The organism is Inquilinus ginsengisoli, from assembly GCF_050434925.1.
Classification (GTDB): domain Bacteria; phylum Pseudomonadota; class Alphaproteobacteria; order DSM-16000; family Inquilinaceae; genus Inquilinus; species Inquilinus ginsengisoli_B.
Genome location: NZ_JBNDJK010000001.1, coordinates 8,002,076 through 8,025,112, shown reverse-complemented (window position 1 = coordinate 8,025,112; position 23,037 = coordinate 8,002,076). Strand labels below are relative to the sequence as shown.

At 69.3% G+C, this 23,037-nt stretch carries 22 protein-coding genes; 11 read left to right on the top strand and 11 right to left on the bottom strand.

Going from position 1 to position 23,037, the window contains the following annotated elements; all coding sequences use genetic code 11:
- Positions 1 to 199: 199 nt before the first annotated feature.
- The gene (locus QFZ27_RS37390; protein ID WP_429232007.1) at positions 200 to 502 is read right to left on the bottom strand and encodes a hypothetical protein; all 303 of its coding nucleotides are present in this window, start codon (positions 500 to 502) and stop codon (positions 200 to 202) included.
- 325 nt (positions 503 to 827) lie between these two features.
- Between QFZ27_RS37390 and QFZ27_RS37385 the strand changes: the two genes are divergently transcribed.
- Positions 828 to 1,739, top strand: coding sequence for a dihydrodipicolinate synthase family protein (locus QFZ27_RS37385; RefSeq protein ID WP_429232005.1), 912 nt, complete (start codon positions 828 to 830; stop codon positions 1,737 to 1,739).
- Positions 1,740 to 1,890: 151 nt separating this feature from the next.
- On the opposite strand, the gene QFZ27_RS37380 is transcribed toward QFZ27_RS37385, so the two are convergent.
- The 4 genes from QFZ27_RS37380 to QFZ27_RS37365 form a co-directional block, all read right to left on the bottom strand.
- Positions 1,891 to 2,979, bottom strand: coding sequence for an ABC transporter ATP-binding protein (locus tag QFZ27_RS37380; protein ID WP_429232003.1), 1,089 nt, complete (start codon positions 2,977 to 2,979; stop codon positions 1,891 to 1,893).
- A 38-nt stretch (positions 2,980 to 3,017) separates the two neighbouring features.
- The gene (locus tag QFZ27_RS37375) at positions 3,018 to 3,809 is read right to left on the bottom strand and encodes an ABC transporter permease (RefSeq protein ID WP_380310128.1); all 792 of its coding nucleotides are present in this window, start codon (positions 3,807 to 3,809) and stop codon (positions 3,018 to 3,020) included.
- Positions 3,806 to 4,711: an ABC transporter permease gene (locus QFZ27_RS37370; protein WP_429232001.1), complete on the bottom strand. Its 906-nt coding sequence runs from the start codon at positions 4,709 to 4,711 to the stop codon at positions 3,806 to 3,808. The genes QFZ27_RS37375 and QFZ27_RS37370 overlap by 4 nt, the downstream gene beginning before the upstream one ends.
- Positions 4,712 to 4,824: 113 nt before the next feature.
- Positions 4,825 to 5,925 carry an ABC transporter substrate-binding protein gene (locus QFZ27_RS37365; protein WP_429231999.1) on the bottom strand — a complete coding sequence of 367 codons (1,101 nt, stop codon included), beginning with the start codon at positions 5,923 to 5,925 and terminating at the stop codon, positions 4,825 to 4,827.
- A gap of 421 nt (positions 5,926 to 6,346) precedes the next feature.
- Here QFZ27_RS37365 and QFZ27_RS37360 point away from each other — a divergent pair, with 421 nt between their 5' ends.
- A complete protein-coding gene (locus tag QFZ27_RS37360; protein WP_429231997.1) occupies positions 6,347 to 6,814 on the top strand; it encodes a RidA family protein in 468 nt (155 codons plus the stop codon).
- Positions 6,815 to 6,836: 22 nt separating this feature from the next.
- Positions 6,837 to 7,619 carry a TrmH family RNA methyltransferase gene (locus QFZ27_RS37355; protein WP_429231995.1) on the top strand — a complete coding sequence of 261 codons (783 nt, stop codon included), beginning with the start codon at positions 6,837 to 6,839 and terminating at the stop codon, positions 7,617 to 7,619.
- Positions 7,620 to 7,768: 149 nt separating this feature from the next.
- Here QFZ27_RS37355 and QFZ27_RS37350 read toward each other — a convergent pair whose 3' ends face one another.
- Positions 7,769 to 8,299 carry a GNAT family N-acetyltransferase gene (locus QFZ27_RS37350; RefSeq protein WP_429231993.1) on the bottom strand — a complete coding sequence of 177 codons (531 nt, stop codon included), beginning with the start codon at positions 8,297 to 8,299 and terminating at the stop codon, positions 7,769 to 7,771.
- Positions 8,300 to 8,381: 82 nt separating this feature from the next.
- Positions 8,382 to 9,512, bottom strand: coding sequence for a type III PLP-dependent enzyme (locus QFZ27_RS37345; RefSeq protein ID WP_429231991.1), 1,131 nt, complete (start codon positions 9,510 to 9,512; stop codon positions 8,382 to 8,384).
- Between the two features lie 646 nt (positions 9,513 to 10,158).
- Between QFZ27_RS37345 and QFZ27_RS37340 the strand changes: the two genes are divergently transcribed.
- Complete coding sequence (locus QFZ27_RS37340; RefSeq protein ID WP_429231989.1) at positions 10,159 to 12,117, top strand: transglycosylase domain-containing protein; 1,959 nt, start codon at positions 10,159 to 10,161, stop codon at positions 12,115 to 12,117.
- Between the two features lie 72 nt (positions 12,118 to 12,189).
- On the opposite strand, the gene QFZ27_RS37335 is transcribed toward QFZ27_RS37340, so the two are convergent.
- A complete protein-coding gene (locus QFZ27_RS37335) occupies positions 12,190 to 12,969 on the bottom strand; it encodes a transposase (protein WP_429231987.1) in 780 nt (259 codons plus the stop codon).
- 225 nt (positions 12,970 to 13,194) lie between these two features.
- Between QFZ27_RS37335 and QFZ27_RS37330 the strand changes: the two genes are divergently transcribed.
- Positions 13,195 to 13,626, top strand: coding sequence for a terminase large subunit (locus QFZ27_RS37330; protein ID WP_429231985.1), 432 nt, complete (start codon positions 13,195 to 13,197; stop codon positions 13,624 to 13,626).
- A 61-nt stretch (positions 13,627 to 13,687) separates the two neighbouring features.
- On the opposite strand, the gene QFZ27_RS37325 is transcribed toward QFZ27_RS37330, so the two are convergent.
- Complete coding sequence (locus QFZ27_RS37325) at positions 13,688 to 14,176, bottom strand: RidA family protein (protein WP_429231984.1); 489 nt, start codon at positions 14,174 to 14,176, stop codon at positions 13,688 to 13,690.
- Positions 14,177 to 14,366: 190 nt separating this feature from the next.
- On the opposite strand from QFZ27_RS37325, the gene QFZ27_RS37320 reads away from it, so the two are divergent.
- The 5 genes from QFZ27_RS37320 to QFZ27_RS37300 all read left to right on the top strand — a co-directional run bounded on the left by QFZ27_RS37320 (position 14,367) and on the right by QFZ27_RS37300 (position 20,181).
- A complete protein-coding gene (locus QFZ27_RS37320; RefSeq protein ID WP_429231982.1) occupies positions 14,367 to 15,059 on the top strand; it encodes a TetR/AcrR family transcriptional regulator in 693 nt (230 codons plus the stop codon).
- A gap of 89 nt (positions 15,060 to 15,148) precedes the next feature.
- Positions 15,149 to 16,354, top strand: coding sequence for an ABC transporter substrate-binding protein (locus QFZ27_RS37315; protein ID WP_429231980.1), 1,206 nt, complete (start codon positions 15,149 to 15,151; stop codon positions 16,352 to 16,354).
- Positions 16,355 to 16,821: 467 nt separating this feature from the next.
- Positions 16,822 to 18,300, top strand: a complete 1,479-nt coding sequence (gene ltrA / locus QFZ27_RS37310; RefSeq protein ID WP_429225542.1) for a group II intron reverse transcriptase/maturase — start codon at positions 16,822 to 16,824, stop codon at positions 18,298 to 18,300.
- Positions 18,301 to 18,583: 283 nt separating this feature from the next.
- A complete protein-coding gene (locus QFZ27_RS37305) occupies positions 18,584 to 19,225 on the top strand; it encodes a LysE family translocator (protein WP_429231978.1) in 642 nt (213 codons plus the stop codon).
- A 92-nt stretch (positions 19,226 to 19,317) separates the two neighbouring features.
- Positions 19,318 to 20,181, top strand: coding sequence for an EamA family transporter (locus tag QFZ27_RS37300; RefSeq protein ID WP_429231976.1), 864 nt, complete (start codon positions 19,318 to 19,320; stop codon positions 20,179 to 20,181).
- 12 nt (positions 20,182 to 20,193) lie between these two features.
- Here the strand turns inward: QFZ27_RS37300 and QFZ27_RS37295 are convergent, their stop codons facing one another.
- The gene (locus QFZ27_RS37295) at positions 20,194 to 20,409 is read right to left on the bottom strand and encodes a DUF7336 domain-containing protein (protein WP_429231974.1); all 216 of its coding nucleotides are present in this window, start codon (positions 20,407 to 20,409) and stop codon (positions 20,194 to 20,196) included.
- Between the two features lie 21 nt (positions 20,410 to 20,430).
- Positions 20,431 to 21,891, bottom strand: a complete 1,461-nt coding sequence (xylB, locus tag QFZ27_RS37290; RefSeq protein WP_429231972.1) for a xylulokinase — start codon at positions 21,889 to 21,891, stop codon at positions 20,431 to 20,433.
- Positions 21,892 to 22,060: 169 nt separating this feature from the next.
- Here xylB and QFZ27_RS37285 point away from each other — a divergent pair, with 169 nt between their 5' ends.
- A complete protein-coding gene (locus QFZ27_RS37285) occupies positions 22,061 to 23,035 on the top strand; it encodes a zinc-dependent alcohol dehydrogenase (RefSeq protein WP_429231970.1) in 975 nt (324 codons plus the stop codon).
- Positions 23,036 to 23,037: the final 2 nt, after the last annotated feature.

The window sequence follows — 23,037 nt, the reverse complement described above, 5'->3', positions numbered from 1 at the left end:
CCTTCCACTTGATCGCGCCGGTCCGATGGCACGGCCGTGATCATATGGAGCCGGATCTCGGATGGGAAAGGCTATGCCGGAGGAAACGGTCCCTCGGACTCAAAATCCCGCGCCCGCAGCGTCGCTTGGCGCCGTGCGGAGCACGGGATCGAAACCGTCGGCCACGGCCCGGAAGGGCCGGGCCTCCCGATAGGGTGGATCAGGCCAGGGTCAGCGAGCGCGGCATCGCCACGCTGCGGGTGCGGCGGCGCTCCACCACCACGGCGCTGCCGGTGTTCGACCGGATGGTCGAGGTGATGCGCAGGGTCGACTTCTTCGCCATCTCCGCCGCCTGGGCGTCGGCCGCGGCGCGGACGTCGTCCAGCGACTGGCCGCTCAGCTCGGCGGCGATCTGCAGCCGCTCCTCGAAGTCGGCGGTCAGCCCTTCGGCGGCGTACAGCGCGTCTTCCATCGTCGGCAGTTCGCGCTTGGTGACGTAGCGGACATTCTTGACGGCAGGCATGGATCGCTCCCGTAAACCTTCACCTGTTGGGTCGGATCATTCGATCACGGCCTTGTGTCGGAAGGCCGGTCAAATGCCCATAAAATGTGGTCCAAAGAGGGCGGGACCAAGCCGCCCGTCGGGCGTCGCCTCGTCTCTCTGCACCTTGATGAGAATAATCATACGATATTGCGGTGCAACATAGATCTGCAGGAAATGCTGCGGTGCAATGCAGCCGGCGAGGGGCTCGCTCCATCCTGTCGAAGTTTGTCGACAAATTAAATACAAGAGGTATTCTGGGTCGGCCGCAGGCGGATCGGCGGCGGAAACACAAGGGATGCACGCGATGGCGGGGCAGCGCTGGACCGGAGTCTACACGGCGATCACCACCAAGATGGATGCGCGGCAGGAGGTCGACCTGGCCGCGGTGCGCGCGGATGTCGCGTTCCAGATCGAGAACGGGGTCGACGGCATCATCTGCTGCGGCTCGATCGGCGAGGCCAGCACCCTGACCGCCGATGAGAAGATGGCGATCGCCGGCGCGGTCAAGGAGGCGGCGGGCGGCCGCCCGGTGCTGCTGACCGTGGCCGAGGATTCGACCCGGGCCGCGGCGGCGCTGGCGGAGCGGGCGGCGGCCGCCGGGATGGACGGGCTGATGCTGCTGCCGGCGATGCGCTACGTCTCCGACCGGCGCGAGACGATTCAGCATTTCCGCACCGTGGCGCGGGCCACCGGACTGCCGATCATGGTCTACAACAACCCGATCGCCTATGCGGTCGACGTCACGCCGGAGATGTTCGCCGAGATGGCGGACGAGAAGAACTTCGTCGCGATCAAGGAATCCTCGGGCGATGTCCGCCGCATCACCGACATCCTGAACACCGTCGGTGATCGCTACGACATCTTCACCGGCGTCGACGACCTGGCGCTGGAGAGCCTGATGCTGGGCGCCGTCGGCTGGGTCGCCGGCCTGGTCTGCGCCTTCCCGCGCGAGACCGTGGCGATCCACAAGCTGGTCGCGGCCGGCCGGATCCCCGAGGCGCTCGAGATCTACCGCTGGTTCATGCCGCTGCTGCACCTCGACGTGTCGCTGCGCTTCGTCCAGAACGTCAAGCTGGCCGAGGCGATCGTGCGTGGCACCTCGACCGTGGTGCGGCAGCCGCGGCTGGAACTGCAGGGGGCCGAGCGCGACCGGGTCGAGACCATCGTCCATACCGCCCTGGCGAAGCGCCCGGACCTGGCTAAGTACGGGGTCTGAGGCCACTTCCTTCCGCTGTCATTGCCGGGCTTGACCCGGCAATCCAGAAGATGTCGACGCTCTCTGGATGCCCGGGTCGAGCCCGGGCATGACAGGATGGGGGATGGAAGGGGTTGGGTTCGCGCCGCGAACCCAACCTACGCCGGCAGCCTCAGTTCGGCTCGCCTTCCAGCACCAGCACATCGTCCCGGCCGAAGGTGACGGTGACCGGCTGGCCGCGCTCGGGCGGGGCCAGGCTGGGGCTGTTGAAGGTGTCCAGCGACACCGCGCTCTCCTGGAAGCGGACACGGACCCGCACCACCGCGCCGAGGAAGTTCACATCCTCGATCGTGCCCTGCATCCGGTTCCGATCCTCGCCGCGATCCTCGGTCGACCCGGCCAGGGCGATCGCCTCCGGCCGCAGCGCCACCGAGCGGATCTCGCCGTCCTTGCCGCCGGCGACGCCGCGGGCGGCGATGATGTCCTGGCCGTCGATCCGGATCCGCCCGCCCGCGGCGTCGACCACCTGGGCGCGCAGGGTGTTCAGCGTCCCGACGAAGGAGGCGACGAAGCGGGTGCGCGGATAGTTGTAGACCTCGAACGGCGTGCCGACCTGCTCGGCATAGCCCTCGTTCATCACCACGATCCGGTCCGACATCGACAGGGCTTCTTCCTGGTCGTGCGTGACGAAGATGGTGGTGATGCCCAGGTCGCGCTGCAGCGCCTTGATCTCGCCGCGCAGCGACACCCGGATCTTGGCGTCCAGCGCCGACAGTGGCTCGTCCAGCAGCAGCACCTTCGGCTTGTTGGCCAGCGCCCGGGCCAGGGCGACGCGCTGCTGCTGCCCGCCGGACAGCTGGTAGGGGTAGCGGTCGGCCAGGTGCGGCAGCTTGATCAGCTCCAGCATCTCCTTGACCCGCTGGGCGATCTCGGCGGCCGGCTTCTTCGCCACCTTCAGGCCGAAGGCGACGTTGTCGGCCACCGTCATGTTCGGGAACAGCGCATAGGCCTGGAACACCATGCCGACATTGCGCTGGTTGGGGCGCAGCCGGGTGACGTCGCGGCCGTCGACGCGGATCGACCCGCCGGTCGGTATCTCGAACCCCGCCACCATGCGCAGGGTCGTCGTCTTGCCGCAGCCCGATGGACCGAGGAAGGAGATGAACTCGCCGCGCTTCACCGCCAGGTCGAAATTGTGGACCACGGTGTTCTGTCCGTAGCTCTTGCGCAGGCCGCTGATCTCGAGGAAGTCCGTGTCCATCACTTCACCTGGCTGCGGCGCAATTGCGGTCGAATGCTTCATCGTGTGGCCGCCGAGGAGCCGCGGCGGCCGCGGCCGAAGATCTGCAGCAGGCCCATGCAGGCCCAGGTGACGACGAAGGCGATGATCGCCAGCGCCGCCGGCTCATAGGCGCGGTTGGCCCCGACCAGCTGCAGATAGGGGCCGAAGGCCGGCCGGTTCAGCAGGCTGGCGAAGGTGAATTCGCCGATGACGATGGCGAAGGTCAGGAAGGCGCCGCTCAGCACCGCCGAGCGGACATTCGGCAGGATCACCCGGAACAGAATCCGGGCCCGGCCGGCGCCCAGGCATTCGGCCGCCTCGGTCAGGGTGCGGACGTCGATCGCCTGCAGCCCGGTGTCGACCGCGCGGTACATGTAGGGCAGCGCTAGGGTGACGTAGCCGAAGGTCAGCAGCAGGTCGGTGCCGCGTTCGCTGCCCAAGAGCGGCAGGATCGAGGAGGTGTTGAACAGCTGGATGTAGCCGAACACCAGCACGATCGCCGGGATCACCAGCGGCAGCAGAGTGATGAACTCGATCACCGGGCGCAGCCGCGGCAGGCGCAGCCGCACCCAATAGGCGGTCGGCACCACCAGCAGCACCCCGACCGCGATGGTCGCCAGCGCCAGCACGCAGGAATACAGGAAGCTGGCCTGGAAGCCGGGGTCGCCCAGCACGATGCGATAGGCGTCCAGGCTGTATTCGCCGCGCCGCATGCGCAGCGAGAACTCCAGCGTGCCGATCAGCGGCACGATGAAGTACAGCGCGCCGATGATCAGGGCGATCCAGGCGCCGATGCGGTTCTGCTTCATCGCAGCCACCGCTCGCTGCGGGCGCGCAGGATCATGTAGAGGCCGTTGGACAGGCCGGTGATCAGGATCATTCCGAGCGCCAGGGCGTAGCCGAGATTGGGGTTGTGCAGCACGTCGCCGCGGATCTGGGCGTAGAGCAGGATCGGCACGATGTTCAGCGAGCTGCCGGTCAGCGCATAGGCGGTGGCGATGGCGCCGAAGGCGTTGGCGAACAGCAGCAGCGTGGTGCCGACGATGCTGGGCCACAGGATCGGCAGCGCCACCATCCGCCAGTATTGCGCGGTCGAGGCGCCGAGGATGGAAGAGGCCTCGCGCCATTCCTTCTTCAGCCCGTCCAGCGCCGGCGCCAGGATCAGCACCATCAGCGGGATCTGGAAGTACAGATAGGTCAGCGTCAGGCCCCAGAAGCTGAGCAGGTTGAAGCCGGTCTGGTACAGCCGGAAGCCCAGCACCGGGCTGACGAAGGTGTCGAACAGGATCGTCACCAGGCCGAGCCGCCCGAGGGTGGAGATGAAGGCGAAGGCCAGCGGCACGCCGGCGAAGTTCGAGGCGACGCCGCAGAAGGTCATCAGCGTCGGCCGGATCCAGCCCGGCAGCCCGCCCATCACCACGGCATAGGCCAGGAAGAAGCCGATCAGGGCGCCGAGCAGGGCGGAGGCGAGGCTGACCCGGATCGAGATCCAATAGGCGTCGACGATCGATCGCTGGAACAGGTTGGCGACATTGTCGAAGGTGAACGACCCGTCCGGCGTCTGGAAGCTGCCGACCAGCAGATAGACGGTCGGCAGGACCAGGAACAGAAGGGCGAACAGGAAGAAAGGCGCCACCCCGAGCCAGGCCCAGGAGAGCTTGCCGGGCTTGGCCGGCGCGGCGAGGGGGGCTGCGATCGAGGCCTGGGTCATCGGCGCCTGTTGACGGAAACCTGCCGCGGGGGCAGAAGACGCGAGAGGCCGCATCCTCCCCCGGCCCTAGCGTAGGGCAGGGGGCGGTGCGGCCTCAAGCGAAACGCTCGCTGTTACTTGACGTTGGCGCCGACCACGGAGTCCCACTGCTTGGTGATGATCTCCTTGGCCTTGTTCTGGTCGTCGAGGCTCGGGAACACCGCCGCGGCATAGGCCTCGGCCGGCGGCAGGGCCTTCAGCAGATCCTCGGGGATCTTCTTGGTGTCGGCCAAGTTCTGGAACCGGATCGGATGGCAGTAGCCCTTCAGGTAGCCGATCTGGCCCTCATCCGAATACAGATGCTCCATCCACAGCTTGGCGGCGTTCGGATGCGGCGCGTAGGCGCTGATCGCCTGGACATAGACGCCGGCGGCGACGCCCGTCTTCGGCACCACCACCTCGACCTCCGGGTTGCCCTTCAACGTGTCGCGGTCGCCGAGCGCGTTATAGTCCCAGCGGATGATGATCGGGGTGGCGCCCTGGGCCAGCGACGCGGCCTTGCCGATGGTCGGCACGAAGTTGCCGGCCTTGTTCAACTCGGCGAAGAACTTCAGCCCCGCCGCCGCGGCCTTCTCGGCATCCTTCTCGGTCGACAGGCCGGCGGCCAGGACGGCCAGGATCGCCTGGTTCGAGCCGCGCGGATCGCCGGCCAGAGCGACGGAGTTGGCGTAGTCGGAGGCCAGCAGGTCCTTCCAGTCGGCCGGGATCTTGCTGACGATGTCCTTGTTCACCTCGAAGGCCAGCACACCGTAATAGTCGCCGTACCAGTAGCCCTCGGGGTCCTTGGCGCTGTCCGGGATGGTGTCCCAGGTCGACACCTTGTACGGCGCGATCAGGCCCTCGGCCTTGGCCGACGGGCCGAAGGACAGGCCGACATCGATCACGTCCGGAGCCTGGGGGCCCTTATTCCCCTTATTGGCCTTGATCGCCTCGACCTCGTCGCCGGAGCTGGCGTCGGGGTTCAGCTCGTTGACCTTCAGGCCGTATTTGGCCTTGAAGCTGTCGATGACGCCGCCGTAGCCGCACCAGTCATGGGGCAGGGCGATGGTGGTCAGCTCGCCCTCGGCCTTGGCCGCGGCGATCAGCTCGGCCGACGGCTCGGCCCTCGCGGTGGCGGCGGAGGCGGCGAGCGCCAGGGCCGAGATCGACAGCACGGATGTCCACGACGCCTTCATGTCACAACCCCCGATGTTCATCTGCTTGTTTGGTGGATTTTAACAAAATCCCTGAATCCGAAGTCGAGCGCTCGGTCAAATCCGGGCTTCGGCGCGGATGCGGCGGGACTGTGTTGCGCGGCGCAATTCTTGTCAAGGTGAATACAGATCGATAGCCCGACCATGACATGGCGGCTGCCACACTATTGTAGCCTGACTGTAATAATAACGTCATGAAACCATGACGCCGTCAACGACTCCCTGCACGGGCCTGTTTCCGGCCTTGGCGCAATAGTGACTCACTGCGAAGCCCTTATCTGTTCCGGCTGCGGCATGATCCGTCGCGCTTCGGCCGAAGCGGGTCGGGGCCGGGCTTTCGCGGCCGGGCGGCGCTGGCTATGGTGCGGCCTTCGAGTCACCAGAGCAGAACGGGAACCGACCCATGGCAGGAAGCATCGAGGCACGGCTGAAGGAGAAGGGCGTCACCCTTCCCAACGTCGCGGCACCGGCGGCGAACTACGTGCCCTCCGTTATCTCCGGCAACATGCTCTACATCTCCGGCCAGGTGCCGTTCGTCGACGGCAAGATCAGCCACACCGGCAAGCTCGGCGCCGAGTTCACGGTCGAAGAGGGCTACGCCTGCGCCCGGATCTGCGCCATCAACATCCTGGCGGCGGCCAAGGCGGGGCTGGGCGGCGATCTCGACCGCATCGTCCGGGTGGTGAAGCTGGGCGGCTTCGTCAATTCGACGCCGGACTTCACCGACCAGCCGAAGGTGGTCAACGGCGCTTCCGACCTGATGGCCGAGGCTTTCGGCGAGGCCGGCAAGCATGCCCGCGCCGCGGTCGGCGTCGCCCAGCTGCCGCTCGGCTGCGCCGTCGAGGTCGAGGCGATCTTCGAGATCAAGTAGGCCTCGTCCGGCAGGAGGGGCGATGGCCGAGCGCAGCATCGAGAGCCTGGACAATCCGCGCGCCAAGCTGTGGGCGGCGCTGCTGGAGAGCCGCGGGCTGCGCAAGCATCGCCGCTTCCTGCTGGCAGGGCGCAAGACCGTGCGCGAGGCGCTGGACCAGCATCCCGAGCGGTTCGAATCGCTGCTGCTGCCGCCCGGCGCCGAGGATCTGCCGGCGTGGCCGGAGCTGGAGCGGATCCGCCTCGGCCGAGCCCTGTTCGACCGGCTCGACGTCTCCGGCACCGGCCTGCCGATCCTGGTCGGGGTGGTGCCGGAGATGGCGGCGATCGACCTGGCCCGGCCGCCGGAGGGGCTGGAGCTGGTCTGCGCCCTCGGCGACCCGAGCAATCTCGGCGCCCTGCTGCGCAGCGCCGCCGCCTTCGCCGTGTCCCGAATCATCCTGCTGGCCGATGCGGCGCATCCGTTCCACCCGAAATGCCTGCGCGCGGCGTCGAACGCGCAATTCGCGCTGGAGCTGCGCCGCGGCCCGGCCTGGGCCGGGCTGGCCCAGGCGGCGGGGCCGCTGCTGGCGCTGGACGGGCAGGGCGACGACCTGTCGGGCTTCGCCTGGCCGCGCGACCTGCGCCTGGTGCTGGGCGAGGAGGGGCTGGGCCTGCCGCCGGGGCTGGACCTGCGGCGGCTGGCGATCCCGACCACCGGCGCGGTCGAATCGCTCAACGCCACCGTCGCCGCCAGCCTGGCGCTGTACGGGCATTACGTGGCGCACGGACACGCGATCTCCCCCTCCCCCCGCGGGAGGGGGTAGGGGGAGAGGGTGTCGATGGAAGAGGGCCGGCGCGGCCTGTCGGAGCCGCTGCGGATCTCGCCAAGCTTTTGATATCAGTCGAGCGGCGCCGAATACCCCTCCCCCTACCCTCTCCCGCAAGGGGAGGGGGAGGATGAAAGGGGGAAGCCTCAGGCCGCCGCCGTCTCCGCCATCTCGTAGCGCACCGGGATTCCGTCGGCGCGGCCGATCATGCCGCGGGCGTTGGCCAGGGCGCCGGGCACCAGCTCGAGGCCGAGCAGGCGGTCGTAGTCGACCGGGCCCGGCAGCATCAGGCCGAGGGTCAGGTCGCGGCGGAAGCCGAAGCGGCGGTAATAGGGCTCGTCGCCGACCAGGATCACGCTGCGGTAGCCGAAGGCCGCCGCGCGCGACAGGCCGGCCCGCATCAGCCGCGAACCGATGCCGCTCGAGCGCAGCCCCTCGGCGACCGCGAGCGGGCCGAGCAGGATGGTCTCGCCGATGCCGTCGACATGGATCGGCCAGAAGCGCAGCGTGCCGACCAGCTCGCCGTCCTCCAGCGCCACCAGGCCGAGCTCGTTGTTCGGCCGCACCCCGTCGCGCAGCCGGTAGACGGTCTTGCCGAAGCGCCCCTCGCCGAAGCAGTCGACGACAAGATCCTCGATGGCGGCCGCGTGGCGCGGCCGCTCCCGCATGATGTCCATGGACCCGATCCCCACGCGGATCACCGGTGTGATCCGCCACTGAGAAGAGAGTGGTTCGACATGTCGAACCACTGGCTGAGGTTCAGATGTAATAGGCCTTGAGGGGGGCGAAGCCGTTGAAGGCGACCGCCGAATAGGTCGTCGTGTAGGCGCCGGTGCCGTGGATCAGCACCTTGTCGCCGATCGCGAGCGAAACCGGCATCGGGTAGGGCGTCTTCTCGTACAGCACGTCGGCGCTGTCGCAGGTCGGGCCGGCCAGGATGGCGGGCTCGGACGCGTCGCCGTCATGCGCCGTGCTGATCGGGTAGCGGATCGCCTCGTCCATCGTCTCGGCCAGGCCGCCGAACTTGCCGATGTCGAGATAGACCCAGCGGGTGTTGTCGTTCGCCGACTTGTTCGAGATCAGCACGACCTCGGTCTGGATCACGCCGGCATTGCCGACCATGCCGCGGCCCGGCTCGATGATGGTCTCGGGCAGGCGGTTGCCGAAATGCTGGCGCAGGCTGCTGTCGATGGCGCGGCCATAGGCCTCGGCCGTCGGCACTTCCTTCAGGTATTTGGTCGGGAAGCCGCCGCCGAGATTGACCATCTTCAGCTCGATGCCCTTGGCCGCCAGGTCGCGGAAGATGCCCGCGGCCGACTCCAGCGCCTGGTCCCAGGCGCCGGTGTTGCGCTGCTGCGACCCGACATGGAACGACACGCCGTAGGCGTCGAGGCCGAGGCCCGGCGCCATCGCCAGCAGCTCGCGCGCCATGCCCGGCTCGCAGCCGAACTTGCGCGACAGCGGCCATTCGGCGCCCTCGCCCGAGGTCAGGATGCGGCAGAACACGCGGGCACCCGGCGCGACCTCGGCGATCTTGCGCAGCTCCGCCTCGCTGTCGAAGGCGAACAGACGCACGCCGAGCGCATAGGCGGTGGCGATGTCGACCCGCTTCTTGATGGTGTTGCCGAAGGAGACGCGGTCCGGGGTGGCGCCGGCGGCCAGCGCGTCGCGGATCTCGACGACGCTGGCGGTGTCGAAGCACGAGCCCAGCGCGGCCAGCAGCGACAGGATCTCCGGCGCCGGGTTGGCCTTCACCGCATAGAAGATGCGGCTGTCGGGCATGGCGGCGGCCAGCGCCTGATAGTTGCCGGCCACGACGTCGAGGTCCAGCACGAGACACGGAGTCTCGGGACGTCGCTCTTCCAGGAAGGAGGCAATCTTGGTGTTCATGGGGACTGATCCCTCACGGCAAGCCAGTTCAAACCAAACCGTTGCCTGAGGCGCCCGCCTCTGCTCACCGGCGACGAAACCCGGCGGCACATGCGGATCCGGGATTGCAGAGACGGGATCGCGGGACGACGCCTAGGGCGCCACCCGGTGAAACCGTCCAGACAATCACGGAAGAGGAACCCTCTCCGCACCTGCAACCGAAAAACTTCTCTTCAACCCAGCCGGCCGAAGCCGGACAGACCGAGGAGACGCGTGACGTCGTTGCTGTGCCCACCAGGTTCGAACCTTGTCGAACGGGGCGGGCCGGGGCACGTGCGAATACGTTCCGAGGCGTGAGATACGGTCGGTGCCCCCCTGATGCAAGTGAAATTTTGGTGTTGGAAAAAATACCCCGTCACCGTAGCGCCACAGCCTCAGCCGATTCCTGAATTCCGCCGTATTCCGGCTTGATATTGCGGGATTCTCGCTAGATAAAGTCACCATTATGACGACCCGCTCTTCCGGCAAGCCAGCCTTGCGTGCCACTGGTGGCCGCTCCCGGACGAGCACGTCCGCCGGCAAGTCCCCGCCGCGCCGCCCCAAATCGCCGTCCAAACCGACTCAAAAGACCCGCAAGTCCCCGGCCCGCCGGCACTGGCTGTGGGGCGTGGCGAAATGGGGCGCGGTGCTGTCGATCTGGGGCGTGATCGCGCTCGGCGTGGTCGTCGCCTATTTCGCCTACGACCTGCCCGACATCCGCCAGGTGGCGATGCCGGAGCGGCGGACGGCGATCACCGTGGTCGCCGATGATGGCGGCCAGATCGCCCGCTACGGCGACATGACCGGCGACATGGTCCAGGCATCGGCCCTGCCGAAGCACCTGACCGAGGCGGTGCTGGCGATCGAGGACCGCCGCTACTACAGCCATTACGGCATCGACCCGATCGGCGTGGCCCGGGCCTTGTGGGTGAACTGGCGGGCCGGCCGCGCGGTGCAGGGCGGCTCCACCATCACCCAGCAGGCCGCCAAGAACCTGTTCCTGACGCCGGAGCGAACGGTCCGCCGCAAGATCCAGGAGGCGATCCTGGCGGTGTGGCTGGAGATGAACTTCTCCAAGGACCAGATCCTCACCGCCTATCTCAACCGGGTTTATTTCGGCTCCGGCACCTACGGCATCGACGCCGCGTCCCGGGCCTATTTCGGCGTGCCGGCGACCGACGTGAACCTGGAGCAGTCGGCTATGCTGGCCGGCCTGCTGAAGGCGCCGTCGCGCTACGCGCCGGACCGCAACCCCGAGGCGGCGCGGCAGCGCGCCGACGTGGTGCTGTCGGCCATGGTCGATGCCGGCTTCCTCAGCGACAAGGACCGCCAGGCCGCCGACGACCAGCCGCCGGTGCCGCCGCGCCGGCCGGGCGGCGGCTCGGGCAGCCGCTATTTCGCCGACTGGGTCGCCGACCAGGTGCCGGATTTCGTCAACACCGCGGCCCCGGCGCTGCGGGTCGAGACCACGCTGGTGCCGGCGCTGCAGCGCGCGGCGGAAAGCATCGTCGACGCCCGCATGGCGGAGGATGGCGGCAAGGTCGGCGCCAGCCAGGCGGCGCTGGTGGCGATGCGGCCGGACGGCGCCGTGGTCGCCATGGTCGGCGGCCGCGGCTACAGCCAGAGCCAGTTCAACCGCGCGGTGACGGCGCAGCGCCAGCCCGGCTCCTCGTTCAAGATGTTCGCCTATCTCTCGGCGGTGGAGCAGGGGCTGACGCCGGACAGCCTGGTGCTGGACGCGCCGATCACGATCAAGACCTGGTCGCCCGGCAACTATGACGGCAAGTTCCATGGCGAGGTGACGGCGCGCGAGGCGCTGGCCAAATCCTACAACACCGCCGCGGTGCGCATGCTGCAGCGGGCCGGCATCAACCGGACCATCGAGCTGGCCCGCCGGCTGGGCATCACTTCGCCGCTGCGGCCGGAGCTGTCGCTGGCGCTGGGGACCAGCGAGGTCAACCTGCTGGAGCTGACCGCGGCCTATGCCGCCCTGGCCAACCAGGGCAACGGCGTCTGGCCCTATGGCGTCGAGCGCATCGGCCCGCCGGGCGAGGCGGCGCTGTACACCCGCTTCGGCGGCGGCCCGGGCGAGGCGGTGCTGCCCTGGCATGTCGAGGCGATCAACCGGATGCTGGGCGCCACCATGACCATCGGCACCGGCCGCAGCGCCCGGCTGGACGACCGCCCCTCGGCCGGCAAGAGCGGCACCAGCCAGGGTTATCGCGACGCCTGGTTCATCGGCTTCACCGCCGATTACGTGGTCGGCGTCTGGGTCGGCAATGACGACGGCACGCCGATGGACAAGGTGACGGGCGGCAGCCTGCCGGCGAAGATCTGGCACGACTTCATGGTCGAGGCCGAGCGCGGCAAGCCGGCCCGGCCGCTGCTGGGCGTCGACGGCTCGCTGCCCGCCGCGGTGGCGACGGCGGGAGGGGCCCCGGCGGCGATCGCCCCGACCGTGACGCCTTCGGGCGCCCCGAAGGTGCTGGTGCCGCCGACGGCCACCGTCCCGACGGCACCGCCGGCGAAGCAGGAGCTGGACCAAGGCGGGCTGGAGGGCCTGCTGGGCCGGCTGGGGAACGGGTGAGGGGGCGGCGCAGCTTCGCGGACATAGCCGGAATTCGAATTCGGTGACAGTGCACTTAAGAATTACTAAGAATTACGGTGACACTGCACTTTTAGCAGGCTTCCGTCCGCGCTTGGCAGGAGCGAGAGGCCGGCCGCTCTCGCGCTCGAGCCGGTCCAGGAAGTCGCGGCCGCCGAGCGGCCGGCCGATCTGCTCGGCCCGCCGCAACCGCATCGACGCCGCATCGTCCTCGCCGGCGGCCAGGATCGCGGCGAAATCGGGATAGCGCGACAGCACGGGCTCCGCGGCGGTCAGGCCGTCCGCCTCGACCCGGCCGAGATGGGCGGGCGCGCTGGACCAGGGCCAATCCGCCGCCCGCTGCGCCAGCCCGGCCCGCACCGGATTGAGCGCGACATAGCGCAACGCCGCCCCGAGATGCTCCTCATCCATCGCGACGCAGCCGAAGCGCCCCTGCCAGAAATGGCCGCTGCGCCCGAGCCGGGCATGGATGTGGCCGGCATAGTACCGGTGCACCGGCGCCAGCGCCCGGCGGAGGCCGTCCGGATCGTCCGGCACCAGGATCAGATGGACGTGGTTCGGCATCAGCACCCAGGACCAGACCTCGACGTCCGCCGCCGCGCAATGGGTGTCGAGCAGGTCGCGGTAGAGCGCGTAGTCCGCGTCGCAGAAGAAGGTCTGCCCCCGCCCGTTGCCGCGCTGGGTGACATGGGTGCGGAAGCCCCGGAAACACCGCACGCGCCAGCCGGGGTCGGAGCTGTGGTTCTCCTGGAACCCGACCCGGCCGGACGACCCGGTCGATGCGCTGTTCCGCGACGGCCCGGCGCCGCCGCGCACCGTGCTGATCCCGGCCAATTTTACCGAGAATCCGCGGTTCCCGAAGGTGCTGAAGGCCGAGATGGAATGGGACCGCGAGCGCGACCCGGACAAGTACCAGCATGTCTGGCTGGGCGGCTATCTGCGCGTCAGCGAGGCGCGGGTGTTCAAGAACTGGAAGGTGGAGGCGTTCGAGACGCCGGCCGATGCCCGGTTCCTGTTCGGCGCCGACTGGGGCTTCGCCCGCGACCCGACCGTGCTGGTGTGCTGCCACCTGGCCAGGCGGACGCTGTCGTCGACCACGAGGCCTATGCCGTCGGCTGCGAGATCGACCGCACGCCGGCGCTGTTCGACACGGTGCCGGAGGCGGGACGCTGGCCGATCATCGCCGACGGGTCGCGGCCGGAGACGATCAGCTTCCTGCAGCGCCACGGCTTCCCGCGGATCCGGGCGGCGATCAAGGGGGCGGGGTCGGTCAAGGAAGGCGTCGAGTTTCTGAAGAGCTGCGACATCCTGGTGCATCCGCGCTGCCGCCACCTGATCGACGAGCTGGCGCTGTACAGCTATCGCACCGATCCGAAGACCGGCGAGATCCTGGCCGAGCTGGAGGACCGCGAGAACCACGCCATCGACGCGCTGCGCTATGCCCTGGAAGGGCAGCGGAGCGGCAGCACCTACGATAGCAGCATGCGCTAGGGTGGGGACGCCGGTCTGGGGATTGTGGGGGCGATGACGGGGATAAGGGCGGCCGGCGCCGCTATGGCAGGACGACCACGGCCTCGACCTCGAACAGCATGGGGTCGACGGCAAGCTTGGGCACGGGAATCAGCGTCTGCGCCGGCAGCGCCGCGCCGAACATCTCCTTCACCGCCTGGGTCAGCACCCCGAGCTTGGCCATGTCGTGATCGACCACGAAGACCGTGAGCTTGGCGACCTGGTCCGGCCTGGCGCCGAGCGCGTCCAGGGCGGTGCGCAGATTGGCATAGGCCTGCCGGACCTGGACGGCGAAGTCGGGCGACAGGGCGCCCGTGCCGTCCTGGCCGCCCTGTCCGGAGATGTAGGCCACCCGGGCTCCGGGCGGCGTGATCACGGCCGTGCTGTAGCCGTTCGGCGACGGGTCGTAGAGGGTCTTCGGATTGACGATGGTCAGCGTGGGATCGGCCGCATCGGCCGTGGTCGCAGCGGGAACTGCCATGGTCATGATGATGAACCCTCCGATCAGCAGATGCTTGAGTGCGCGTGACATGATTTCTCTCGGCTGCGAGGGCTGCGAGCACCCTCGCAGCCGTCAGGATCGAGCTTCGACCCATCGGCCATGCGCTTGACTCGTACAGCGTACGACTAAATCGCATCGTACGTTGTACGAGTCAATCGCTGAGGATCGACATTCGTCGCATTGCCGGCCTAAATCGACGTGTGACCAGCAAGGAGGACGGATGGCAGCCAAGCGCAGCGGCACCGGGAGCAAGCGGACTCGGCGGACCGGTCCGCGGCTTCAGCCCGTGCCCGAGCCGCGCGAGCCGCCGCTCTCCCTGGACCGCATCGTGGCGACCGCGGTGGAGCTGCTGGATGCGCAGGGAGTCGACGGGCTGACGATGCGCCGGCTGGCCGATCGCCTCGGCGCGGGCGTGATGAGCCTGTATTGGCACGTCGGCAGCAAGGAGGATGTCTTCGATCTGGCGCTCGACTCGGTGCTCGGCTATCGCGCGCCGTCGCAATCGGGCGAGGCGCAAGACTGGCGCGGCGACGTCGTTCAGATGCTCGAAGACTGGCGCGCCAGCATGCTGCGCCACCCCTGGTCGGCATTGCTGCTGCCGCGCCGGGCGCTCGGCCCGAACATCCTCGGTCGCCTGGAACTGCTGGGCCGGACCTTGTCCGGGGCCGGCGTGCCGGATGCAGATCTGAACGTCGCGATCTGGTCGCTCTGGAACTACGTGATGGGCGCCACCATCAGCCGGGCGAGCTTCGACCTCTCGGACGACGACAGGGCCGCTGCGCAGCAGCGCCTTGCAGGTCTCGGCGAACTCTATCCGACGATCGGACGCACGCGCCTGCTGCTGGACAACGACTGGGATGGCGCCTTCCGCAAAGGCCTCGACTTCCTGCTCGATGGCCTCGCCCCGGCATAAGGCAGGCCCGCAGACCCGGCCTTCTTGTCGATCGGACAAACTTCCTGTCATCATCCCCGGCAACGAAAACATCAGTTCGGGGGGAGACAATGAAGCTTCATGTCCTGGCGCTGGGCCTGGTCGCGGCCGGCCTTCTGTCGTCTGGTGGGATCCAAGCCCAAACCGCGGTCAAGGTCGGGGTGATGAACGACCGCTCCGGCGTCTATGCCGACATCACCGGCGAGGGCTCGGTGGTGGCGGCGCGGATGGCCGTGGAGGACTACGCCGCGGTCGACAAGGGGGTGACGGTCGAGATCGTCGCCGCCGACCACCAGAACAAGCCCGACATCGGCTCGAACATCGCCCGGCAGTGGTACGACCAGGACGGCGTCGACGCGATCCTCGACGTGCCGACCTCCTCGGTCGCCTTCGCCGTCAACCAGATCACCTGCGACAAGAACAAGGTCTTCCTCAATTCCGGCGCCGGCTCCTCGGACCTGACCGGGGCGCAATGCTCGCCCAACACGGTGCACTGGACCTACGACACCTGGGCGCTGGCCCACGGCACCGCCAGCGCGCTGATCGCGCAGGGCGACGACACCTGGTTCTTCATCACCGCCGATTACGCCTTCGGCCATGCGCTGGAGCGCGACGCCTCCGCGCTGGTCAAGGCCCAGGGCGGCACCGTCGCCGGCTCGGTCCGCCATCCGTTCCCGGGGCAGGACTTCGCCTCCTTCCTGCTGCAGGCGCAGGCTTCCGGCGCCAAGGTGGTGGCCTTCGCCAATGCCGGCGGCGACACCATCAACGCGATCAAGCAGGCGGCGGAGTTCGGCCTGCAGGCCGGCGGCCAGAAGCTGGCCGGCCTGCTGACCACGATCCGCGACGTCAAGACGCTGGGTTTGCCGGCGGCGCAGGGGCTGCTGCTGACCGAGGCCTTCTACTGGGACATGAATGACGGCACCCGGGCCTTCTCCAAGCGCTTCGCCGAGCGCATGGGCGGCCAGATGCCGAGCATGATCCAGGCCGGCGTCTATGCCGCGCTGACCCACTACCTGAAGGCGGTCTCCGCCACCAAGGGCAAGGACCCCGCGGCGGTGCTGGCCTGGATGAAGGCCAACCCCAGCGACGACCCGCTGTTCGGCCAGGGCCGGATCCGCGCCGACGGCCGCCACATCCACCCGATGTACCTGTTCCAGGTCAAGACGCCGGCCGAGTCCAAGGGCGACTGGGACCTGTACAACCTGCGCGCCACCATCCCGGCCGACCAGGCCTTCCGGCCCGAGGCCGAGGGAGGCTGTTCGCTGGTGAAGGGGTAAGGGCCGACGCCGGCGTGATCGCTCAAAGTCTCCTTTGACTGACATGCCCGGGGCTCGACCCGGGCATCCAGGGGGGCAGCCCAGTTCATCGAGCTGCGGAATTCATGCACTGTCAGAGCGCCGGGAGACCGGCAAGGAGTAGGTGGTGGAAGTCCACTGCGATGAAGGAGTAGCGATCCACATCGGCCCCGAGCCGTGCGTTGTTGTCCGTGAGGGCAGGAGCGAAGCGTCGGCAGGGGAGAGCATAGGCCAGCCATCGAGCCGCGAAAGGCACAAATCCGGGCGCCGACGCCGTTGACAGGGTGGAAGGCAACATGGACGGGCGCGTCATGCGAGCACCCGTCCGGCCCGGCGTGGTCGCAGACCCTGGCATGTGCAGACGCTCCTTGTTCGGGAACCGGGAGGTCCCGCGTCCGACCGCCGTGTGGTGCGGCGGCCCGCATCGGGAAGGTGAGGAGCCGTAGCCGATGATGCACGGGCGCGGGACGTCAGACGCCGCCATAGTAGCTGTGAAGCCGACGAACAAGGCGGAGCGATCCGCTGCGGAGCCGGTGGAGCCAAGGGCGGCGACCGAGGGGAATGCGGGCCGGAACCGCACGCGCCGGGCGCAGAACCGGGCAAGCGTGTCCCAGGCGCTGGACCGCATACGGCAAGCCGCAAGGCAAAGGAAGAAGGAGAGGTTCAACGCGCTGTTCCACCATCTCAGCCTGGCCCTGCTCGAGGAGGCGTTCTTCGATCTGAAGAAGAATGCCGCTCCCGGCGTCGACGGGCTGACATGGCAGGACTATGAGGCAGATCTGGAGCGCAAGCTCGCAGACCTGCACGCCCGGGTCCAGCGGGGCGCGTATCGGGCGCTGCCGAGCCGGCGGGTCTTCATTCCCAAGCCGGACGGCCGGCAGCGGCCGCTGGCGGTTGCCGCCCTGGAGGACAAGATCGTCCAACGGGCGACGGCCGCGGTGCTGAATGCGATCTATGAGGAAGACTTCCTCGGGTTCTCGTATGGGTTCCGACCCGGGCGCGGGGCGCATGATGCGCTGGATGCGCTCGTGGTCGGGATCACCAGCACCAAGGTGAACTTCATCCTGGACGCCGATATCCGCAGCTTCTTCGACACGGTGAGCCAGCCCTGGCTTGTCCGCTTCCTGGAGCACCGGATCGGCGACCCGCGCGTCCTCCGCCTGATCCGCAAATGGCTCAGGGCGGGCATTCTTGAAGACGGGGTCGTGACAGCCAGTGACCAGGGGACGGGACAAGGGTCGGTGATCTCACCGCTCCTGGCCAACGTCTACCTGCACTATGTCTTCGACTTGTGGGCCCATCGCTGGCGACGGCGAGAGGCCACGGGCAACGTCATCATCGTGCGCTACGCCGACGACATCGTCGTCGGCTTCGAGCACGAGGCGGACGCCCGGCGCTTCCTGGAGGCGATGCGCGAGCGGTTCGAGGCGTTTGCGTTGTCGGTGCATCCGGACAAGACCCGCCTGATCGAGTTCGGCCGCCATGCGGCGGCCGACCGCGAGCGGCGCGGGCTCGGCAAACCGGAAACCTTCGACTTCCTGGGCTTCACCTTCATCTGCGGGCGATCGCGGGCGGGCAAGTTCCTGGTCAAGCGCAAGACCCGGCGCGATCGCATGCGGGCGAAGCTGCAAGCCATCAAACAGGAACTGCGGCAACGCATGCACCAGCCCATCCCCGATCAGGGCAGATGGCTGGGGCAGGTCGTCAAAGGCTACTTCAACTATCACGCCGTGCCGACCAACAGTCAGGCGCTGGTCACGTTCCGCTTCTTCGTCACCGAACTCTGGCGGCGAACGCTTCGGCGGCGCAGCCAGAAGGACAGCATGACCTGGACGCGGATGACGCGGCTGGCCAATGACTGGCTCCCCAAACCGCGAGTCCTACATCCCTGGCCACAACTGCGCTTCGCCGTCAAACACCCAAGGTAGGAGCCGTATGCCTTAATCGGGCACGTACGGATCTGTGCGGGGGGCGCTCAGCAATGGGCGTCCCTACCGCGATCCGAATTGTAGAACCGTCATGGCGAGCCCCGAAGGGGTGTGGCCATCCAGCTGCACCGCCCTCTGGATGGCCACGTCGGCTTTGCCTCCTCGCCATGACGGGTAAGGGTTGCCGTGGGCCTGCAAATCTTGCCCGGAGAGCAATGTTTCGATTGCCCGGCGGCGAGGTGGGCAGCGATGCTCCGCTTCGCTTCAGTCGAGGATCCCCGTGATGATCGTCAGCCCCACCGGCCTGGCCGGCCTTGCCCTGATCGCGCTCGGCATGGTCTGCACCCCCGGGCCGAACATGATCTATCTGCTGTCGCGCTCGATCCTGCAGGGCCGGCTGGCCGGGGCGATCTCGCTGGCCGGCGTGGTGCTGGGCCTGCTGTGCTACATGCTGGCCTCCGCGGTGGGCCTCACCGCCCTGATGCTGGCCGTGCCGCTGGCCTATGAGGCGGTGAAGCTGGCCGGGGCGGGCTACCTGCTGTGGATGGCCTGGAATTCGGTGCGGCCCGGCGCCGGCTCGCCGCTGCGGCCGCGGCGCGACCTCAAGCCCGACCGGCCCCGCAAGCTGTTCGCCATGGGCTTCCTGACCGCGCTCCTGAACCCGAAGATCGCGATCTTCTACGTCTCGCTGCTGCCGCAGTTCATCGACCCGGAGCGCGGCTACGTGCTGGCGCAGAGCGTGGTGCTGGGTGCCACCCAGGTGGCGATCAGCTTCACCGTCAACCTGCTGATCGTGCTGGCGGCCGGCGGCATCTCCGCCTGGTTCGCGACGCGGCCGACCTGGCTGCAGGTGCAGCGCTGGATCATGGGCAGCCTGCTGGCCGGCTTCGCCGTGCGGCTGGCCTTCGACAAGCGACCCGTCTGACCGCCCGCGCATCTCCAAACGGTCTCTGACGCCGCCGCGACTCTCGATCCTCGCTATACTGCGGCCCCAACCGACAGCCGGATCCAGACAGCATGGCGGCCGATTCCAACAGCACACCGGGCACCACCGCGGGGATCGCCGCCGCCGCCCTGATGGCGGTCGGCTCGATGACCCTGGTCCAGCTCGGCGCCGCCGTGGCCAAGCCGACGCTGGACAGCTTCGGCCCGCTGGGCACGACCTGGCTGCGGCTGGCCTGGGCGGCGCTGCTGCTGGCCGTGGTGACCCGGCCGAAGGTTCTCTCCTACAGCTGGGCGCAGTGGCGCGGGGCGATCCTGCTGGGCGCGGCGATGGCCGGCATGACGCTGTGCTATTTCCAGGCCGTGATCCGCATCCCGCTGGGCCTGGCCACGGCGATCGAGTTCCTCGGGCCGCTCGGCGTCGCGGCCTTCGGCATGCGCCGCGCCTGGCACGCGGTCTGGCCGGTCCTCGCCCTGGTCGGCGTGGTGCTGCTGGTGCATGACGGGTCGGACTGGACGGTCGACCCGGTGGGCGCCGGCTTCGCCCTCGGCGCCGGCCTCGGCTGGGCGGTCTACATCCTGCTGATGAAGCGGGTCGGCCAGGCGTTCGCGGGACTGCAGGGGCTGACCATGTCGCTGGCCGTCGCCGCGGTGGTCGCCACGCCCTGGGGACTGGCGGAGAACGGCGGGCACATCCCGCTGCCGGTGCTGGGCATCACCATCGGCCTCGCCATCCTGGTGCCGCTCTTGCCCTATGCGCTGGAGATGATGGCGCTGCGGCGGATGCCGACACGGGCCTTCGGCATCCTGATGAGTGCGGAGCCGGCGCTGGGCACGCTGATCGGCTTCGTCGTGCTCGGCCAGGCGCTCAGCCCGGCCCAGCTCGCCGGCATCGCCCTGGTGGTGATCGCCAGCCTCGGCGCGGTGGCGGGCGAATAGGGCGCCGCCGGGTCAGAGGGTGATAAAGCCCTCCCGCCATTGATCACGATCGAGCTCGTACGGGCTGATCTCGAAGCCATAGGGGTGATCGCGGAAGCCGGGCCAGTCGGCGACACGCTCGATCGCCGCCCGAGCGGCGGCCTCACTGCGATAGACGCCGATCAGCTTGGCATCGTCGGAGCCGTCGGGGAGCGGATGCGTGTGCCAGACGAGATACACCTTTTCCACGGCTGGTCTCCGCGTCTGGTCCTACCCCCGCCAGGCCGGCTTCAGCATCGGGTACAGGGCGCGGAAGCGCTCGTACTTCTGGGCGTAGCGCTCGGCCAGCCCGGCGTCCGGCTCGACCACATGGGCGGTCTGCGGCCGGGTGCAGACGGCCTCGGCCGCCTCGCCGGTGGCGGCCAGGCGGCCGAGGCGGGCGGCGCCGAAGGCGGGGCCCAGCTCGCCGCCGGACGGGTAGTGCAGCGGCCGGTTCAGCGCCGCCGCCAGGATCCGGCCCCAGAACGGCGACCGGGCGCCGCCGCCGATCACCGACACCTCGCCGATCGCGGTGCCCGCCGCGGTCAGGGCCGCTTGGCCGTCGGCGAAGGCGAAGGCCACGCCCTCCAGCAGGGCGCGGACCAGCTGCGGCCGTCCGGTCGCATGGGTCAGGCCGAGGAAGACGCCGGTCGCGGTCGGGTCGTTGTGCGGCGTGCGCTCGCCGGAGAGGTAGGGCAGGAACAAGAGGTCGCCGATGTCCGGATCGGCGGCCTCGGCCTCCGCCAGCAGCTCCGGCTCGGTGCCGCCCAGGAGGCGGGCCAGCCAGGACAGGGCCGAGGCGGCGCTGAGGATCACCGACATGCGGTGCCAGGTGCCCGGCAGGCAGTGGCAGAAGGCGTGGACGGCCTCGGCCGGGTTCGGCGCGAAGCCGGCATCGGCGACGAACAGCACGCCGGAGGTGCCGAGCGACAGGAAGGCGTCGCCCGGGCGGATCACGCCGACTCCGGCGGCCCCGGCGGCGTTGTCACCGGCCCCGCCGGCCACCACCGCATCGGCCGGCACGCCCCAGGCTGCGGCGACCTCGGGCCGCAGCGTCCCCGTGGCTTGGCTGCCCTCGAACAGCTCCGGCATCGCCGAGAGCGGCAGGCCGGTGGCCGCCAGCATCGCCTCGGACCAGCGCCGGGCGCCGACATCGAGCCACAGCGTGCCGGCGGCGTCCGACATCTCCGAGGCCGCGGCGCCGGTCATGCGCAGGCGGAGATAGTCCTTCGGCAGCAGCACCCGGCGGGTGCGGGCGAAGTCGTCGGGCTCATGCGCCGCCACCCACAGCAGCTTCGGCGCGGTGAAGCCGGGCATCGCCAGGTTGCCGGTGATCGCGCGGGAGCGCGGCTCGCGCCGCTCCAGCTCGGCGCATTCGGCGCCGGCGCGGCCGTCGTTCCACAGGATCGCCGGGCGAATCGGGCGGTCGGCCGCGTCCAGGAGGGTGGCGCCGTGCATCTGGCCGGACAGGCCGATGCCACGGACGCCGGACAGGGCCTGGGCGTGCCGGGCCTTGAGCGCGACCACGGCCTGATCGGCGGCGCGCCACCATTCCTCGGGGTCCTGCTCGCTCCACAGCGGATGCGGGCGGGAGACGGAGAGCGGCACCGCCTCCTGGTCGACCACGCGCTGGTCGCCGTCGACCAGCACCACCTTGACCCCCGAGGTCCCGAGATCGATGCCGAGAAACATGCCCATCCTCCCGATTGCGGCCCCCAAGCTACGGAACCCACTGGCCGGAGACAATGCGCGAGGCCGGTCCCTCCGTTGCAGCGGTAGCCGGTTTTTCCCGTCCTGTCTGGCCGGCACGCGGCGCTGGCCTCTGGCCAGGGGCGCCGCGGCGGCTTATTCCAGGGGCATCATGGATGCGCGCGCCCTCTGGATCCTCAAGCCGGGCCAGGCCCGGATCGGCACCGAGACCTTGCCCGAGCCGGGGCCCGGCGAGGTGCGGGTGCGGGCCCGCTTCGGCGGCCTCAGCCGCGGCACCGAGGCGCTGGTGTTCCAGGGCAAGGTGCCGCCCAGCCAGCACCAGGCGATGCGGGCGCCGTTCCAGGCCGGCGTGTTCCCCGGGCCGGTGAAGTACGGCTACATCAATGTCGGCACGGTCGAGGCCGGGCCGGAGGCGCTGCTGGGCCGCGACGTGTTCTGCCTGTTCCCGCATCAGACTCGCTACGTGGTGCCGGCCACGGCGGTGACGCCGCTGCCCGAGGGCCTGCCGCCGGAGCGGGCGGTGCTGGCCGCCAACATGGAGACGGCGCTGAACGTGGTCTGGGACTCGGCGGCGCGGCCGGGCGACAGCATCGCCGTGGTCGGCGCCGGCGTCGTCGGCTGCCTGGTGGCGCGGCTGGCCGGGCGGATCCCGGGCTGCACGGTGACGCTGGTCGACACCGATCCCGGCCGGGCGGCGGTCGCCGCGGCGCTCGGCGTCGGCTTCGCCCTGCCGCCGGACGCGCCGGGCGACCAGGACCTGGTGATCCATGCCAGCGGCCACCCCAAGGGCGCGGCGACTGCGCTCGGCCTCGCCGGGGTCGAGGCCACGGTGGTCGAGGCCAGCTGGTACGGCGGCACGCCGGTGCTGCTGCCGCTGGGCGAGGCCTTCCATTCCCGGCGCCTGACCCTGCGCTCCTCCCAGGTCGGGATGGTGGCGACGGCGCAGCGGCCGCGCTGGGACCATGCCCGGCGCATGAGGAAGGCGCTGGAACTGCTGCTCGACCCGGCGCTGGATGTGCTGTTCAGCGGCGACTGCGATTTCGACGACCTGCCCGAGGTGCTGGCCCGGCTGGCGGCCGACCCCGCCGGCGCGCTGTGCCAGCGCATCCGCTACCCGGAGGACTAAGC